Source organism: Mucilaginibacter sp. Mucisp73 (genome assembly GCF_059491465.1).
The window spans coordinates 5,122,761-5,140,022 of sequence record NZ_CP168507.1 but is presented as its reverse complement, the minus strand read 5'-3'; the positions used below and the strand labels follow the sequence as shown (position 1 = coordinate 5,140,022).

Here is a 17,262-nt window from a genome sequence, read left to right as displayed (position 1 = left end):
TGTTAATTCATCCAATTCCTATAAAATTCGAGTTCAGACCAATTCCTCTTCCTTCAAAAATTCGCGGATATCCGTAACCACACCTGTTATAGCACTTGCTGCCGCGGTAAGCGGGCTGGCAAGGAATGTACGGCTGTTTGGTCCTTGTCTTCCTTCAAAGTTGCGGTTTGAGGTTGATACGCAGTATTTACCTGCCGGGATCTTATCCTCGTTCATGCCAAGGCATGCACTGCAACCTGGTTCGCGGAGTGGGAAACCGGCTTCGTTAAATATCTTGTCGAGGCCTTCGGCAATAGCCTGTTGCTGTACTTGTTTTGAGCCGGGAACTACCCATACGGTAACATTATCGGCTTTGTGTTTGCCTTTTACAAATTCGGCAACCTGACGGAGGTCTTCAATGCGCGAGTTGGTGCAGCTGCCGATGAAGACGTAATCAATTGGTTTACCCAATAGTGTTTCATCATCGTGCAGGCCCATGTAATCAAGGGCTTTTTTATATGATCCCTGCTCTTTGGCTTCAAATGAAGCTGTTTCAGGAACATGTTGTGTAACACCGATGCCCATACCCGGATTGGTTCCGTAGGTGATCATCGGCTCAATATCTTCGGCTTTAAAGGATAATACTTCATCAAAAGATGCGTCAGCATCAGAGTATAAAGTTTTCCAGTAGGCAACTGCTTTGTCCCACTCCTCGCCTTTAGGGGCAAATTCGCGGCCTTTTACGTAGTTGATGGTGGTTTCGTCGGGAGCAATCAGTCCGCAACGTGCACCCATCTCAATACTCATGTTGCAGATGGTCATGCGGCCTTCCATGCTCAGTGAGCGGATGGTATCGCCTGCATACTCAACAGCATAACCGGTACCGCCGGCAGCCGAGATCTGCGATATGATGTAAAGGATAATATCTTTGGCACCAACGCCTTTTTGCAATTTTCCGTTCACTTCAATTTTCATGCGTTTTGGGCGCGACTGAAGTAAACATTGGGTAGCCAACACCTGCTCAACCTGCGAGGTACCAATACCAAAGGCAATAGCACCAAAAGCGCCGTGGGTTGAAGTATGGCTGTCGCCACAAACATAAGTACCACCCGGACGGGTGATGCCCAGTTCGGGACCTATAACGTGAACGATACCCTGGTACGGGTGGCCTAAGCCATATAGCTCAACTCCAAACTCTTTACAGTTTTTGGTGAGCATATCTACCTGGTAGCGTGAAAGTTCTTCTTTAATGGGTAAGTGCTGATCAATGGTTGGAACGTTGTGATCTGCAGTGGCCACAGTTTGTTTTGGCCTGAAAACGGGTAAGCCCCTCTGACGCAAACCATCAAATGCCTGCGGACTGGTTACCTCGTGAATGAAATGTGTATCGATATACAAAATATCCGGGAACCCCTCGCTGCTGCTGACGACGTGCGCATCCCAGATCTTATCAAATAATGTTTGTCCCATTTTATTATTTTTCTTTAGTAACGTCATTGCGAGGTACGAAGCAATCCCCGATTAGCAGATCCGATCTGTAAAGTTTGGGATTGCTTCGTGCCTCGCAATGACGTGTTGGTGAGTTTATTTTAAGGCCTTTCGCCTTTTACCTTTCGGCTTTCACCTAATTTATTACGCTTCTACAACCTGGTTTTCAGGGCGTAAGCTGCGTACAGTTTTGCCTGCTTGCCATAATTCGCTTTCGCGTAATTCTTTCAGTTCGGCATCCAGTTTTTCGCGGTAATCTGGCTGGCTGTTTGAGTCGATAGAACGTTGTGATTCTTTACCTGTAGCAACACTTTCGTAAAGCTCTTCAAATACTGGTTTAGTAGCGTCACGGAATTTTTTCCACCAGTCAAGCGCACCGCGTTGAGCAGTAGTTGAACAGTTTGCATACATCCAGTCCATGCCGTTTTCTGCAACAAGCGGCATTAATGATTGGGTAAGCTCTTCAACAGTTTCGTTGAATGCTTCAGATGGAGAGTGACCATGGCTGCGCAATACATCGTACTGAGCAGCGAAGATACCTTGAACACAACCCATCAAAGTACCGCGCTCGCCGGTTAAATCGCTGTATACTTCTTTTTTGAAGTTAGTTTCGAATAAGTAACCGCTACCTACAGCGATACCTAAAGCGATAACACGGTCAAATGCTTTACCGGTAGCATCCTGGAAGATAGCGTAGCTTGAGTTTAAGCCACGGCCTTGCAAGAACATACGACGTAATGAGGTACCTGAACCTTTAGGAGCAACCAGGAACACGTCAACATCAGCAGGAGGCACGATGCCTGTTTGCTCGTTGAAAGTGATACCAAAGCCGTGAGAGAAATATAAGGCTTTGCCTGGGGTTAAGTGTTTTTTAACAGTTGGCCATAACGCAATCTGGGCTGCATCGCTCAATAAGTAGCAAATCACAGTTCCCCTTTGCAAGGCTTCTTCAATTTCAAAAAGTGTTTCGCCGGGTACAAAACCATCGCTGATAGCTTTATCCCAAGTTTTAGTGCCTTTACGCTGACCAACAATTACGTTGATACCATTGTCTTTTTGGTTCAGAGCCTGGCCCGGACCTTGTACACCGTAGCCAATTACCGCTACTACTTCATCTTTTAATACTTCCTGAGCTTTTGATAAAGGGAACTCTTCGCGGGTTACTACGTTTTCTTCAGTGCCGCCGAAATTTAGTTTTGCCATTGTTTTTTGATTTTTGTGATTTCACCGATTAGTGGTGATTTCACCGATTTTATTTGTATTGAGTAATTTATTTTTTTTTGATTACACCGATTTTGACCGTTGATGAGGTTTGATTGCGTTGATTTCGCTGATTATGACTTCCGGCTATGAACCATGATCTATCAACCATGAACCAACTCAACTAATCTCTATTCTCCAATCACTAATCTCTCCGCCTTCGGCGGTCTTACATCGTAAACACCTTCTCGCCCTGGTTAAGGTATTCATTTTCGATTACCTCTTCACCTGGTTCAAGCCTTTCAAATTCGCGCAGTTTGCTGTTAAAGCCTTCACTGTCTTTAATGATAGCAACACGGGCGCTGCGTACAAACTCAATCAGGCCGTAAGGTTGTAATATGTTGATCAAGTTATCGGTTTCCTCGCGGTGACCGGTGGTTTCAAACACAGTGTAGTCCTTACGGATCACTACCGCGCGAGCACCGTTTTCGCGTAGTAAACGCTCAACGCTAACCTTTTCGGCAATTACATCGGTTGATACCTTATATAACGCTAATTCCTGCCAAATCACATCTTCGTTGGTGTGATAATATGCTTTTAACACCTCAACCTGTTTTTCTATCTGGCGGGTAAGCTTACGTACTACCTCTTCATATTCGTTAATTACAATATTGAAACGGTGAATACTTTCAATCTCCGACGGAGAAGTATTCAGGCTGTCGATATTGATTTTACGGCGTGTAAATATAATAGCTATCCTGCTTAATAAACCAATTTGGTTTTCGGTATATATGGTGATGTTAAATTCCTGTTTTTTTTCTGCTTCGCTCATGATTCTGTTTTTTTAGAGGGCTTACTTTAACCTGATCTCGCTTACGCTGCATCCTTGTGGTACCATCGGGAATACGTTGTTCTCTTTGGTAACCATTATTTCTAAAAGGAATGATCCCGGTGCGGTTAGCATTTCATTTAATGCTGCAGTCAAATCTGCACGGTCATCAACTAATTTGCCCGGGATGCGGTATGCTGCGGCTAATGCCACAAAATCCGGACTTTGAATATCAACAAATGAGTAACGGCGCTGATTAAATAATTCCTGCCATTGTCTTACCATGCCCAGAAAGCGGTTATTAAGGATGATAATTTTTACATCGATACCGCTTTGCATAATAGTACCCAATTCCTGGCAGGTCATCTGGAAACCTCCATCGCCAATAATAGCTACTACAGTACGATCCTGAGCGCCAAATTTAGCACCTATAGCAGCAGGCAATGCAAACCCCATGGTTCCTAAACCACCGCTGGTTACGTTGCTGCGGGTATTGTTAAACTTAGCGTAGCGACATGCTACCATTTGGTGCTGACCTACGTCGGTAACGATAACTGCCTCGCCTTTGGTAATCTCGTTAAGCTGTTTGATTACCTCGCCCATAGTCATTTCAGGTGTAGTTGGATTAAGTTCGTTATCGATAACGGCCTCAACTTCCTGGCGGGTGTAATCATTAAATTTGGCCAGCCATTCGGTATGTTGTTTTTGTTCGATGGCTTTGGTTAACAACGGAAGTGTTTCTTTGCAATCGCCCCAAACCGGTACGGTTGATTTTACGTTTTTGTCGATCTCGGCAGGGTCAATATCTAAGTGAACAACTTTTGCTTGTTTAGCATATTTATCCAGGCGACCGGTTACACGGTCGTCAAAACGCATACCTATCGCGATCAATACATCGCACTCATTGGTTAACACGTTAGGGCCGTAGTTGCCGTGCATACCTAACATACCAACATTTAACGGGTGATCGGAAGGGATAGCACCGGCACCAAGCACTGTCCATGCTGCAGGGATACCGCTTTTTTCAACAAAGGCTTTAAACTCCTGCTCGGCACCGCCCAAAATAACACCCTGACCAAACAGGATGAAAGGTTTCTGAGCGCTGTTGATTAGGGCAGCAGCCTGCTCAATATATTGCGGACGAACGATTGGTTTCGGCCTGTAGCTACGGATATGATCGCATGGTTTGTAACCTGCGAAATCAAACAACTGGATCTGCGCGTTTTTGGTAATGTCTATCAATACCGGACCTGGCCTGCCGCTACGGGCAATGTAAAATGCCTTGGCAATAACTTCCGGGATTTCGGTGGCATCAGTTACCTGGTAGTTCCATTTGGTAACCGGGGTGGTGATGTTGATTACGTCAGTTTCCTGGAAGGCATCGGTACCTAAAAGGTGCGCGAATACCTGTCCGGTGATACAAACCAATGGGGTACTATCGATCTGGGCATCGGCCAAGCCTGTTACCAGGTTGGTAGCGCCCGGGCCGCTGGTGGCAAATACCACACCCACTTTGCCCGATGTACGTGCATAACCCTGGCCGGCGTGAATACCGCCCTGTTCGTGGCGTACCAGTATATGGGTCAGTTTATCATTATAATCAAACAAAGCATCATAAATGGGCATGATAGCGCCGCCCGGGTAACCAAAAATGGTATCGGTACCTTCGGCTATCAATGCTTCCAATAATGCTACCGATCCTGAAACGTTTACGGTTTCGGTGGCGGCTGGCGCGGTTAAGGTTTCTTGTGCAGTTTCCATACCTGTATTTTTTATATTCATAGCACTTTTTGGTGCTAAACTGATTTATTCTATCTGTCTCTAATTTGCTAAAATGAACGGGCTTAGTTTGTGTTCATTTTATTCATGGCTTTTTTAATGAGCCATTTTGTTCATTAATTATTCGTCGGTAACGCAGCCTTCGGCAGCGGTAGTTACGTTTTTAGCGTAACGGTATAACACACCCTTGGTAACCTTCAGCGCCGGTTTTTGCCATGCGGCACGGCGTGCGGCTATTTCTTCTTGCGGTAGCGAAACGTTTATAGTATTGGCAACAGCATCAATATTAATGATATCATCGTCTTTTACCATCGCTATAAACCCGCCATCGTAAGCCTCGGGTGTGATGTGACCGACGACGAAGCCATGCGTACCGCCGCTAAAGCGTCCATCTGTAATTAATGCAACTGAACTACCCAAACCGGCACCGAATATGGCTGAGGTTGGTTTTAGCATTTCCGGCATGCCTGGCGCGCCTTTAGGGCCTACGTTGCGGATCACCACAACATCGCCCTTTTTAACACGGCCGCTCTGGATACCGGCAATCAGTTCAAACTCGCCGTCAAATACACGGGCAGGGCCGGTGAAACGTTCACCTTCTTTACCGGTGATTTTGGCAACGCTACCACCTTCGGCAAGGTTTCCGTACAAAATTTGCAGGTGACCGGTAGCTTTAATAGGGTTTTCTTTCGGTTTGATGATCTTTTGAGTCTCAAACTCCAGTGCCGGAATCTCAGCAAGGTTTTCGGCAATGGTTTTACCGGTAACAGTAAGGCAATCACCATGTAACCAGCCCTGCTCTAAACAGTATTTCATTACAGCCGGAACACCGCCAATGTTGTGCAGATCTTCCATCATGTATTTACCGCTTGGTTTCATATCGGCCAGTACCGGGATCCGGTTACTTACTGCCTGGAAATCATCCTGGGTTAATTTAACGTCAACGCTTTTTGCCATTGCAATCAGGTGCAATACCGCGTTGGTTGAACCGCCCAGTACCATGATCACAACGATAGCATTTTCAAATGCCTCACGGGTCATGATATCTGATGGTTTAATATCCTTTTCTAACAACACCTTGATAGCTTTACCGGCGGCAAGGCATTCTGCTTTTTTCTCAGCGCTTAAGGCAGGATTTGATGATGAATACGGTAAACTCATACCCAATGCTTCGATGGCGGCAGCCATGGTATTCGCTGTATATATACCGCCACAGGCGCCGGCGCTTGGACATGCGTTTTTAATTACGCCCATAAAATCAACATCATCAATCTGGCCGGCAATCTTTTTACCCAAAGCCTCAAATGCCGATACGATGTTCAAATCTTCACCTTTCCAATGACCCGGTTTAATAGTCCCACCGTAAACCATGATTGAAGGACGATTTAAACGGCCCATTGCCATGATTGAACCCGGCATGTTTTTATCACAGCCTGGGAGGGTAATTAAACCATCATAATACTGAGCGCCGGTAACTGCCTCAATTGAATCGGCAATGATATCGCGGCTCACCAATGAGTAACGCATACCTTCAGTCCCGTTGCTCATACCGTCACTGACACCAATGGTGTGGAAAATGAGGCCCACCATATCTTCATCCCAGATACCTTGCTTAACCAGTTTTGCCAGGTCGTTCAGGTGCATGTTACAAGTGTTGCCATCATAACCCATGCTGGCCACGCCGACCTGTGCTTTGCGCATATCGTCGTCGGTTAAGCCAATCCCGTAAAGCATGGCCTGTGCAGCAGGCTGGGTTGGGTCCTGGGTAAAGGTTTTGCTATACTTGTTCAATTCTATAGCGTTGGTGGTATCTGATGATGAACTCATTTTATTAGATATGTAGACAGTTTTAGTATTTAATTTTGTTGATGATACTGGTTTACTTGGTATCGAAAATCAATATATGTAAGGTAGCCATAGCATCAGGCAATAGCAATAGTCGCCACTGATTTTTTGAAATAAGTATTTTATTTTAATTTTTTTTATTTTATAAAATTTAATTCTGTTTAACTTTAAAATTAAGGTATAAAATTTTTAATGAAATATACCAAAGTTCAAAACGGTATTCGGTATGTTTTTTATGCATGCATAGTAAGTTGTCGATTTTCTGCCTGAAATGGGTGGAAGGTCGATCATGATTGAAAATAGAGGTTCATTTATAAAGGCGTGTCCACGATTAAGCGCGGATGCTTAAACCTATGTCTGTAATCAAAATCACCCCACAAAAAAAAGCGCCCGGATAATGATACCCGGGCGCTTTATGTAAAGTTATAAAGTAGCGCCTATTTGTGCTGAATACCTTCGGCCAAAACAGTTACTTTATTGTTCAATGCTTCAACAACACCGCCTTTAATAAAAAACACTTCTTCTTTAGCTGCACCACCGCGTACGGTAAGTTTGCCATCCTGAAGGGTGGAAATGATTGGGGCGTGGTTGTTCAGTATTTCAAATAATCCCAAAGCACCAGGTAAGGTTACTGAGGTGGCCTCGCCTTCGTAAACTTTTTTATCGGGAGTAAGAATTTCTAATGTCATGCTTTTTGAGATTCAAGATTTAAGAATCAAGAGCCAGGCTTTTCCTGTTCTTGATTCTTGAGTCTTATTTTCTTGCTTCTTATTAAGAGTTAGCTTCAGCCAATAGCTTTTTGCCTTTTTCGATAGCATCTTCAATGCTGCCAACTAAGTTGAAAGCTGCTTCAGGGTACTCATCAACTTCACCGTCCATGATCATGTTGAAACCTTTGATGGTATCTTTGATGTCAACCAGTACACCTTTTAAGCCGGTGAACTGCTCGGCAACGTGGAACGGCTGTGACAAGAAACGCTGAACACGACGTGCGCGTGATACAACTAACTTATCTTCTTCAGAAAGCTCGTCCATACCAAGGATGGCAATGATATCCTGAAGCTCTTTGTAACGTTGTAAAGTTTCTTTAACACGTTGAGCTGTATTGTAGTGCTCATCACCTAAAACAGCTGGACTAAGGATACGTGAGGTTGAATCCAATGGATCCACCGCAGGATAAATACCAAGCTCGGCAATTTTACGTGAAAGTACGGTAGTGGCATCTAAGTGGGCGAAGGTTGTAGCCGGCGCCGGGTCAGTCAAGTCATCCGCAGGTACGTAAACGGCCTGTACTGAAGTGATTGAACCGCGTTTGGTTGAAGTAATACGCTCCTGCATGGTACCCATCTCGGTAGCAAGCGTTGGCTGGTAACCTACTGCTGATGGCATACGACCTAATAGCGCTGATACTTCTGAACCTGCCTGGGTAAAACGGAAGATGTTGTCGATAAAGAAAAGGATATCACGGCCTTTACCATCTTCATCACCATCACGGAAATACTCGGCAATAGTTAAGCCTGAAAGGGCCACACGTGCACGTGCACCCGGCGGCTCGTTCATCTGACCGAACACGAATGTTGCTTTTGAATCTTTCATGGCTTCGGTATCAACTTTAGTTAAGTCCCAACCGCCTTCTTCCATTGAGTGCATGAAAGCGTCGCCATATTTTATAATGCCTGACTCAAGCATCTCACGTAAAAGGTCATTACCTTCACGTGTACGCTCACCAACACCTGCAAATACAGATAAGCCTGCATAAGCTTTCGCGATGTTGTTAATCAGTTCCTGAATCAATACTGTTTTACCTACACCGGCACCACCAAACAATCCGATTTTACCACCTTTTGCATAAGGCTCCAAAAGGTCGATAACTTTAATACCTGTAAAAAGTACTTCAGTTTCGGTTGATAGGTCATCAAACTTTGGAGGGGTAGCGTGGATAGGACGACCGTTTGATTTGTCAAGGTTAGCGATACCGTCAATAGCATCACCTACCACGTTAAATACACGACCTTTGATGTTATCGCCGATAGGCATTTTGATAGCCGCTTCGGTATCCAATACCTTCATACCGCGTAACAAACCGTCGGTCGAGTCCATCGCGATGGCACGTACACGGTCTTCGCCTAAGTGCTGCTGAACCTCTAAAATGATTTTTTGGCCATTGTCTTTAGTGATCTCTAATGCGTCATAAATTTTAGGAAGATGAGCGTCATCAGCGAAACTTACGTCGACTACCGGACCAATGATCCTTGAAATTTTTCCAATGTTTGGCATATATAACCTGGTGTTTTTTAAAAAATACTTTTACTGAACAGCAACATACATCATTTGTAACAGGAATGTATAAGATGCTATTTCAGAGGCGCAAAGTTAAGATTTCTATCCAATTATTTACATAGTGTTTTAAGATTTTTGAAGGATAATTTCAACATTGATAATTGTTTGCATTTATTGCGCAAAAGTCAAAACAATTTTGCCTGTATGAGTGCTGCTCTCCATTAGTTTATGAGCCTCGGCGGCCTCGCCTGCATCAAAAGTTTTGTACACTATGGCCTTGATTTTTACCGATAATAACAATGGCCATATTTTTTGTTCGAGGTTTTGGGCGATGGCTGCTTTGAAAGCTGTGTCCCTGCTGCGTAACATCGATCCGGTAATGATCAATCTTTTTGCCATCACTTTGCCCAGGTCAAGCTGTACTTCGCGGCCATTCATTGCGTTGATCATGACCAGCCGCCCCTCAACAGCCAGCGAATCGATATTGCCAGGCATATAGTTGCCGCCAATCATATCCAGGATCACATTAACGCCTGTACCATCGGTAAGCGAATTGATCGCGTCTTTAAAATCAGTCGTTTTATAGTTGATGGCTTTATCCGCGCCAAGCTGCTCACAGAAACTGCATTTTTCATCAGATCCGGCTGTTACATAAACGGAGCTGCCTAAAGCTTTGGCCATTTGAATAGCCGTAACACCAATGCCGCTCGATCCGCCATGTACCAGCAATGATTCGCCGGGTTGAAGGCTGCCTCGATCAAATACATTGCTCCAAACGGTGAAAAATGTTTCGGGGAGAGAAGCTGCTTCGGGAAAGCTTAAATTGGCAGGAACAGGCAGGCACTGGCCCTTGGGCGCTTTACAATATTCGGCATAACCGCCGCCGGTAACCAAAGCGCAAACTCTGTCACCGGGTTTCCAACGGGTAACTTTTTTACCGACTTCAGTAATGATACCGGCCACTTCCAGGCCGGGGATATCCGCCGGCGCACCTGCCGGCGGCGGATAATTGCCCTTGCGCTGAAAAATATCGGGACGGTTGATGCCCGCGGCCATTACTTTTATCAGCACTTCGTCGTTGGCAATAACCGGCTTAGGCCTTTCAGCAAGCTGCAAAACTTCGGGCCCGCCGGGTTGGGCGATCACTATTGCTTTCATAGATTGTAGTTGAAAGCTAAGTTAGCGCTAAAATGTTTTGCCTGGAAAGTTTTTGTTCTTCTTAAACCGGCGCAAGTAGTATGCGGTTGCCGGAGCGACGTGCCTATTCAGCTTGTTATTCGTTTACAGAAAACCAACCACTTACACCTAACCTCTAATCACCAGAACGCAAACTTTCAACCGGGTTTGCCGCCGCGGCCCTGAATGATTGTAAGCTTATAGTAGCTAATGCAATAAATACAGCCCCCGAGCCGGCCGATATCACCACCCACCACTGGATATTTTGGCGATAGGCGAAGCCCTGAAGCCATTTATTCATGGTAAGCCAGGCTAAGGGAGTGGCTATTGCAAACGATATGATTACCAGTTTAACAAAATCTTTCGATAGCATGGTTACAATGGCAGTAATACTTGCGCCAAGCACTTTCCTAATGCCAATTTCCCGGTTGCGTTGTTCGGCGGCATAAGCGGCAAGGCCAAACAAGCCAAGGCAGGCAATGGCTATAGCGAGGCCGGTAAACAGAATGAAAAGTTGCCCCATTCGCTGTTCTGTACGGTATAGGGCATCAAAATCGACATCCATAAACGAATAATCAAAATGTTCATTTGGGGCAATGGTTTTCCATGTTTTTTCTATCCGGGTCATTAGAGACGGCAGGTTATGCGTATTTACCCGGATACTTAAACGCGCCAGCCAGTCGTTGTCTAAAGTCATGACCAGTGGGGTTACATTATCGCGCAGCGAACTGAAATTGAAATCTTTTACCACGCCTATCACATGATATTTTTTTAGGTTGGTCGCGGTACCTGTGGTTATTGTTTTGCCAATGGCATCATTACTATAACCAAATACATTTGCAGCTGTTTCATTAATAACCATAGCTGTCGAATCGGTTCTAAACTCCCCTGAAAATCCCCGGCCGGTCTTCATTTGCATTCCCATCGTGCTAATGTAATCTTCATCTATTTTCCAGAACTGGGTTGACTGGCCCTCTTTGCCGCCGGGCGATACATAATTTAACACTTTGTTATTGGCAGTAGGCAAAAAGCTGGTAAGCGTGGCATTAACAACGCCGGGTAACTTTTTAATCTCCTGTTTCAATAGTTCCGGGTGCTCAAGTGTGTTTACGTTATTGAGGACGAGCACCTGGTTGCGGTTAAAGCCCAGATCTTTATTTTGAATATAATTAAGCTGATTGTAAATTACCAGGGTGCCTATCACTAAAAATATCGAAATAGAAAACTGGAAAACCACCAACGTGCTGCGAAAAGCGGCGCCTTTAAAACCGGTTGAAACTTTTCCTTTTAACACATTAATGGGCTGAAAAGCCGATAAAAAGAAAGCAGGGTAGGAGCCAGCTAAAATCCCTATCACCATAACGATACTTAACAAAGCCGGAAACAGCCAGATTAATGTTTGCCCATTGATGGCTAATTGTTTATTTGACAGATGATTGAACAATGACAGCAAAGCCCATGCTGTCAGTAGGGCTATAATGGCTGCTACGAAGGTTACGATCAGTGATTCGGCGAGGAACTGAAAAATGAGGTGACTACGGGATGAGCCCAATACTTTACGCACACCAACTTCACGGGCGCGGTTGGCTGAACGGGCTGTAGACAGGTTCATGAAATTAATACAAGCCAGCAACAAAATGAAAACGGCTACCGCTCCAAAAATGTAAATGTACAGACTGTTACCGTTAGCGCCTAACTCCATCACCCGGTTTGATTTGAGGTGAATGTCTGTTACTGGCATCAGGCTTAGTTTAAAATAGTTACCGCCTGCTGTAAATTTGCTATAGTTCATGGAGCTTGAACCTTTAAGGCCTTCCTGCATTTCGGCGTTAAGTTTTGATTCAAGGCGGCTAATGTTCGTGTTGGGTTTAAGCAGCACGTAAGTGGCAAAAGCAGTTAACCTGTTCCAGGGAGCATCATTGTTAACCGGACTGGCTGCCAGGAAAAAGTTGGCCTTGAAGTGTGACTGCACCGGCATGTCTTTCATTACACCGGTTATCTTAAGTGATGTGCCACTCGTTACTAAAAACAAAGTTTGGCCAACAACATTGATGCGGTTAAAATATTTTTTAGCCATCGACTCAGCAATCACTACTGTATTAGGCTCTTTTAAAGCTGTTTTCGCATCGCCTGAAAGTAGGGGCAGGGTAAATACCTCGAAAATATTGGGTTCGCTATAAAATGTTGTGCCATCTTCGCGCACAATTTCGTCGCCTTTTTTAAAGCGGATGTTTAGAGCGGGCGTTACACGTACGGCGTTTTCAACTTCAGGGCATTCGGTTTTTAAAACATTGGCCACAGGGATAGCAGTTATGGCATATTGGGTAAGGGTTCCACTAAATTTCAGGTCGGTGTTTACCCGGTAGATCCTTTCGTATTTAGTATTATACCTGTCATAGCTCAGCTCATCAACCACATAAAATGTAATGAGGAGGCAAATTGCCAGACCTAATGCCAGCCCTAAAATATTAATGAAAGTAAAGCCTTTGTTTTTTAATAGACTTCGCAAGGCGGTTTTAAAGTAATTCCCGATCATAGCATAAAAGGTTATGCTATAAAGTTAAAACTAAATTTTTAGTTATGAAAAATGTTAACTAATTTTTTAGTTTGATACTTGTTGGATTGTATCTTGAACATCTCAATGTTAAAAAAAGAAGAGGGTTACTTTTACTCATTTTATTTTTGTTTTTTTGCCTAAAACAAATACAGATGTCATTACAACCAGGCCAGCCGGCCCCTCAATTCATCTTAATTTCATCGGCCTTAAAAAGCGTGTCATTGGCCGATTTTAAAGGCCGTAAAGTAGTTATCCACTTTTTCCCTTTAGCGTTTACAGGCGTTTGTACCACGCAGCTTTGCACCATGCGCGATAGCTTTGGATACTATGATGGTTTAAACGCTATTATATTGGGCATTTCTGTTGATTCGCCTTTTACTTTAGCTAAGTTTAAAGAAGAGAACAATTACCAGTTCGACCTGCTTTCTGATTTTAATAAAGAAGTATCAACGGCTTACGGTGCTATTTATGATCAGTTTGTGATGGGCTTAAAAGGTGTATCAAAACGCGCGGCCTTTGTAATTGACGAAGAGCAGAATATCATTTATGCGGAGGTGCTTGAAGATGCCGGTCAACTGCCAAATTTTGAGGCTATTGCCGAAATTGTAAAATAATTTGAATAAAAGTTTGCAGCGAAAGTTTAAAAATCTATCTTTGCATTCCATTTCGGAAAGCACTCGTAGCTCAATTGGATAGAGCATCTGACTACGGATCAGAAGGTTAGGGGTTCGACTCCCTTCGAGTGCACAACAAAGCACTGCAGCCAGGGATATTTCCGCCGCTGGTGCAAATTAACTGTAAGCCTTTCTGTTGTATTACCGAAAGGCTTTTAATTTATCAAGAGCATGCTAAATCTGGTTTTGTTTGGCCCTCCCGGAGCCGGGAAAGGTACTCAGTCGAAAAAACTTATTGAGAAATACGATTTGATCCACCTTTCAACCGGAGATTTGTTACGTGGTGAAATTTCACAAGGTACAGCCCTCGGTTTGGAAGCTAAAAAGCTGATGGATGATGGTAAACTGGTTCCTGATGAAGTAGTTATCGGCATGATCAGTAATAAACTTGATGCCAACAAGGAAGCCAAAGGTTTTATTTTCGATGGTTTTCCACGTACAGTTGCACAAGCCGAAGCTTTGGATCAGTTACTTGAATCAAAACAATCGGCAATTTCGGGCATGATCGCCCTTGAAGTTGGCGATGAAGAGCTGGAGCGCCGTTTATTAGAGCGAGGTAAAGAATCTGGAAGACCGGATGATGCCAACCCCGAGGTGATCCGCAAACGAATTAAAGAATACAATGATAAAACTGCTCCTGTAGCGGGTTTTTATCAGCAGCAGGATAAGTTTACAAGCATTAACGGTGTGGGCTCGGTTGATGAGATTTTCGACGCTATTGTTGGTGTAAACGAATCATATAACTAATAGTCCGTCCGAAAGTCTTTAGTCCGGAAGTCAATAAAGTCCGCAGGTTAGGAAGATTAAAATTCTTAACTTTCGGACTTTATTGACTTTCGGACTTTTAGTCTAAATAAAAAATTATGTCGCAGGGTTCTAATTTTGTTGATTATGTGAAGATCTGTTGCCGCTCAGGCCACGGAGGTGCTGGTTCTGCCCATTTGCATCGTGATATATTAACTTCAAAAGGCGGTCCCGATGGTGGCGACGGCGGCAGGGGAGGCCATGTTATTGTAAAAGGTAACGCCCAACTGTGGACTATGCTGCACCTTAAATACCGTAAACACGTAATTGCCGGTGATGGCGATTCGGGCGGCAGCTCATTGCGTACGGGTAAAACCGGTCGCGACGAAATATTGGAAGTGCCCCTTGGTACAACCGTGAAAAATGCTGAAACCGGCGAAGTACTTTTTGAAATAACCAAAGATGGTGAAACCAAGATCCTTACTCCCGGTGGCCGCGGTGGTTTGGGTAACTGGCATTTTAAAACATCAACCCAACAAACCCCCCGCTTTGCCCAACCCGGCGAAGATGGCCGTGAGGACTGGAATATCCTCGAACTAAAAGTGCTGGCTGATGTTGGTTTGGTAGGTTTCCCTAACGCAGGTAAATCCACCCTGCTTTCGGTGGTATCGGCTGCCAAGCCCGAAATTGCCGATTACGCGTTTACCACACTGGTGCCTAATTTAGGTATCGTATCATATCGTGGCGGGCGTTCATTTGTAATGGCCGATATTCCGGGCATTATTGAAGGAGCATCACAGGGCAAAGGTTTAGGATTTAGGTTTTTGAGACATATTGAACGCAATTCAGTATTGCTGTTTATGGTGCCTGCCGATACATCGCGCAGTATAAAAGAAGAATACAGCATCCTGCTGCATGAGCTGGAAGAATATAATCCCGAACTGATGCACAAGCCTCGTGTGTTAGCCATAACCAAAACCGACATGCTCGACGATGAGCTGCAGGCAGAAATGAAAAAGGAGATCCCTGATGGGATCCCCTCTATATTTATATCATCTGTGGCCCAGAAAAATATCGATCAGCTAAAAGACCTGCTTTGGAAAGAGATCAACGCCAGCGTTATTTAGCCTCCCACAAAATGTAGTCATTACTAAGCATCGTCATTTTAAAGCCGGTATAGCCAGGAAAACATTTGCGCATGATAGTTGACTTTGGACCGATGTAATCGGCGGGCAAAACTATGTACAGTGGTCCGGCGTGCCCATTATATACGTAGTCATCGTAATCGATAGCCACTTCAGCGCCAATGGTTTCAACGGTTATAGTGCGGTTGCGTTCAATTTCCAGGCTCAGATCAGGGCTGTTAAATACAAAAATGGCGTTGTTGTTTTGCTTATCCAGGTTGCGGATATAGTTTAGCGATGGCTGATCGATAAATAACTGTGCTATCCCCGAATATCCCCTTGCGCCGATATTTTTATTTTGAAAGTAGCTTGGCACAAAGTATTTGTAGCTGGAGTAAGCTATTACAAAACATATAAAATAAAACAGGTATTTATAACCAGTTTGCAATCTGCTTACCAGGTAAATGATGCCGGGTACAGCAATGATCCCGATGAGTCTCAAATGCCTTGCTTCATATGAAATATTGGCTTGTCTCAAAAATGATTGTCCGAAAAACAACACCGATACCACATAAAAAACCACCAGTAGCAGCGCATAATTTTTGTGAGGCGCCTTTTTTACAATAAACCAAATCAATAAAATGCTTAATACTGCACAGATCAGCACAATTATCACTCCCCAAAAGTAAGTAAACATGGGAGGGTCATCATGAAACAAAAGGCCGTTTGTAAGGTCATCTACCGAAAAAGCGGTTAATATTGGCGAGGCCAAAGGAAAGCCAAAAGTTTCCCAAACCAGCTTCATACTTCCGGTTATCGACGAGGGGTTAGCACCTTTTGAAAGATAAAAATGATAGACCATAAATAAGGATAATACCGCAGGGACTCCTATCCATATGCCATTTTTTATCCAGCGAATGATGTCTTTTGTTCCCATAGAAAACCTAAGCCATAAAAAACAGCAAGTGGCAGCATACATCCATAAAAATGACGATTTGCAAATGAAGCCTAATATTCCACCTATAAAGAGGAATACGGCCAGTTTCCAGGTTATTTTTTCAATGGCTATGCATCCGTATAAAAACCAGCCGGTGTAACCAAAAAGTAGTACTTCGCCTCCGTTATAGAATACATAGGGCGTAAAAAAGGATAACTGAATTACGATGAACAGTACGCTTAAAGCCGAGATCATTGGTGTAAACCCTGCTCTTTTAAAGAAATAGTAAAAGCCGAAAATGCCAGATAACGAAAATAGCAGGGTTACTATTGAAGAAGCGCGACCTGTGTTGACGCCAAAAATCAGTTTGAAAAAGTAAGGCACCAGGTATTGCCCCGGCGACCACCAGGCGAGGAATTCTGAAGTGTTTTTGCTGATATCGTTCTGATCGGGTTTAACCATGACATTAAATGCCGAACCCAGTTCCATTGAGCGCATTACCTGAAAGCCCTTGCTGGGGTCGGGGTAAATGGCTGCTGGGGCTATGATCAGCATAATGCCCATAATGAAAACAATCCCGCTAATAACCAATAAAATGATTTGGTGGGTTTGTAGTTTCTGTTTCAGCATATAATTATTTTAAGCAGATG

Annotated in this window: 13 protein-coding genes and 1 tRNA gene; 4 read left to right on the top strand and 10 right to left on the bottom strand. The window is 44.1% G+C overall.

The window, feature by feature from the left end:
* Window positions 1-33: 33 nt before the first annotated feature.
* The 9 genes from leuC to ACEN82_RS21125 form a co-directional block, all read right to left on the bottom strand.
* The gene (gene leuC, locus ACEN82_RS21165; protein WP_413321050.1) at window positions 34-1,449 is read right to left on the bottom strand and encodes a 3-isopropylmalate dehydratase large subunit; all 1,416 of its coding nucleotides are present in this window, start codon (window positions 1,447-1,449) and stop codon (window positions 34-36) included.
* 162 nt (window positions 1,450-1,611) lie between these two features.
* The gene (ilvC, locus tag ACEN82_RS21160) at window positions 1,612-2,670 is read right to left on the bottom strand and encodes a ketol-acid reductoisomerase (RefSeq protein ID WP_090531289.1); all 1,059 of its coding nucleotides are present in this window, start codon (window positions 2,668-2,670) and stop codon (window positions 1,612-1,614) included.
* Between the two features lie 226 nt (window positions 2,671-2,896).
* Window positions 2,897-3,499, bottom strand: a complete 603-nt coding sequence (ilvN, locus tag ACEN82_RS21155) for an acetolactate synthase small subunit (protein ID WP_090530083.1) — start codon at window positions 3,497-3,499, stop codon at window positions 2,897-2,899.
* A gap of 21 nt (window positions 3,500-3,520) precedes the next feature.
* Entirely contained in the window at window positions 3,521-5,257 is a 1,737-nt protein-coding gene (ilvB, locus tag ACEN82_RS21150) for a biosynthetic-type acetolactate synthase large subunit (protein ID WP_413321049.1), read from the bottom strand.
* Between the two features lie 138 nt (window positions 5,258-5,395).
* Window positions 5,396-7,102, bottom strand: a complete 1,707-nt coding sequence (gene ilvD, locus ACEN82_RS21145; RefSeq protein ID WP_175490025.1) for a dihydroxy-acid dehydratase — start codon at window positions 7,100-7,102, stop codon at window positions 5,396-5,398.
* A gap of 455 nt (window positions 7,103-7,557) precedes the next feature.
* The gene (gene atpC / locus ACEN82_RS21140; RefSeq protein WP_091174059.1) at window positions 7,558-7,809 is read right to left on the bottom strand and encodes an ATP synthase F1 subunit epsilon; all 252 of its coding nucleotides are present in this window, start codon (window positions 7,807-7,809) and stop codon (window positions 7,558-7,560) included.
* Window positions 7,810-7,891: 82 nt separating this feature from the next.
* A complete protein-coding gene (gene atpD, locus ACEN82_RS21135; protein WP_413321048.1) occupies window positions 7,892-9,397 on the bottom strand; it encodes a F0F1 ATP synthase subunit beta in 1,506 nt (501 codons plus the stop codon).
* A gap of 174 nt (window positions 9,398-9,571) precedes the next feature.
* Window positions 9,572-10,558, bottom strand: coding sequence for an NAD(P)H-quinone oxidoreductase (locus tag ACEN82_RS21130; RefSeq protein WP_413321047.1), 987 nt, complete (start codon window positions 10,556-10,558; stop codon window positions 9,572-9,574).
* A 154-nt stretch (window positions 10,559-10,712) separates the two neighbouring features.
* Complete coding sequence (locus tag ACEN82_RS21125) at window positions 10,713-13,112, bottom strand: ABC transporter permease (RefSeq protein WP_413321046.1); 2,400 nt, start codon at window positions 13,110-13,112, stop codon at window positions 10,713-10,715.
* Between the two features lie 173 nt (window positions 13,113-13,285).
* Here ACEN82_RS21125 and ACEN82_RS21120 point away from each other — a divergent pair, with 173 nt between their 5' ends.
* From ACEN82_RS21120 to obgE, 4 genes are all read left to right on the top strand, one after another.
* Window positions 13,286-13,747: a redoxin domain-containing protein gene (locus tag ACEN82_RS21120; protein ID WP_413321045.1), complete on the top strand. Its 462-nt coding sequence runs from the start codon at window positions 13,286-13,288 to the stop codon at window positions 13,745-13,747.
* Between the two features lie 59 nt (window positions 13,748-13,806).
* Window positions 13,807-13,880, top strand: a tRNA-Arg gene (locus tag ACEN82_RS21115).
* Between the two features lie 98 nt (window positions 13,881-13,978).
* Window positions 13,979-14,554 carry an adenylate kinase gene (locus ACEN82_RS21110; RefSeq protein WP_413321044.1) on the top strand — a complete coding sequence of 192 codons (576 nt, stop codon included), beginning with the start codon at window positions 13,979-13,981 and terminating at the stop codon, window positions 14,552-14,554.
* A 116-nt stretch (window positions 14,555-14,670) separates the two neighbouring features.
* Window positions 14,671-15,678, top strand: a complete 1,008-nt coding sequence (gene obgE, locus ACEN82_RS21105) for a GTPase ObgE (RefSeq protein WP_090530054.1) — start codon at window positions 14,671-14,673, stop codon at window positions 15,676-15,678.
* Here obgE and ACEN82_RS21100 read toward each other — a convergent pair.
* On the bottom strand, window positions 15,671-17,242 hold the full coding sequence (locus ACEN82_RS21100) for a hypothetical protein (RefSeq protein WP_413321043.1): 1,572 nt from the start codon (window positions 17,240-17,242) through the stop codon (window positions 15,671-15,673). The genes obgE and ACEN82_RS21100 overlap by 8 nt on opposite strands.
* Window positions 17,243-17,262: the final 20 nt, after the last annotated feature.

What these genes read in the sequence shown, in the direction of transcription:
- ACEN82_RS21130 (WP_413321047.1), bottom strand. Translation starts at nt 10,558, where the DNA reads ATGAAAGCAATAGTGATCGCCCAACCCGGCGGGCCCGAAGTTTTGCAG.
- obgE (WP_090530054.1), top strand. Translation starts at nt 14,671, where the DNA reads ATGTCGCAGGGTTCTAATTTTGTTGATTATGTGAAGATCTGTTGCCGC.
- ilvN (WP_090530083.1), bottom strand. Translation starts at nt 3,499, where the DNA reads ATGAGCGAAGCAGAAAAAAAACAGGAATTTAACATCACCATATATACC.
- ACEN82_RS21120 (WP_413321045.1), top strand. Translation starts at nt 13,286, where the DNA reads ATGTCATTACAACCAGGCCAGCCGGCCCCTCAATTCATCTTAATTTCA.
- ACEN82_RS21100 (WP_413321043.1), bottom strand. Translation starts at nt 17,242, where the DNA reads ATGCTGAAACAGAAACTACAAACCCACCAAATCATTTTATTGGTTATT.
- ilvD (WP_175490025.1), bottom strand. Translation starts at nt 7,102, where the DNA reads ATGAGTTCATCATCAGATACCACCAACGCTATAGAATTGAACAAGTAT.
- atpD (WP_413321048.1), bottom strand. Translation starts at nt 9,397, where the DNA reads ATGCCAAACATTGGAAAAATTTCAAGGATCATTGGTCCGGTAGTCGAC.
- ilvC (WP_090531289.1), bottom strand. Translation starts at nt 2,670, where the DNA reads ATGGCAAAACTAAATTTCGGCGGCACTGAAGAAAACGTAGTAACCCGC.
- ACEN82_RS21110 (WP_413321044.1), top strand. Translation starts at nt 13,979, where the DNA reads ATGCTAAATCTGGTTTTGTTTGGCCCTCCCGGAGCCGGGAAAGGTACT.
- atpC (WP_091174059.1), bottom strand. Translation starts at nt 7,809, where the DNA reads ATGACATTAGAAATTCTTACTCCCGATAAAAAAGTTTACGAAGGCGAG.
- ilvB (WP_413321049.1), bottom strand. Translation starts at nt 5,257, where the DNA reads ATGGAAACTGCACAAGAAACCTTAACCGCGCCAGCCGCCACCGAAACC.
- leuC (WP_413321050.1), bottom strand. Translation starts at nt 1,449, where the DNA reads ATGGGACAAACATTATTTGATAAGATCTGGGATGCGCACGTCGTCAGC.
- ACEN82_RS21125 (WP_413321046.1), bottom strand. Translation starts at nt 13,112, where the DNA reads ATGATCGGGAATTACTTTAAAACCGCCTTGCGAAGTCTATTAAAAAAC.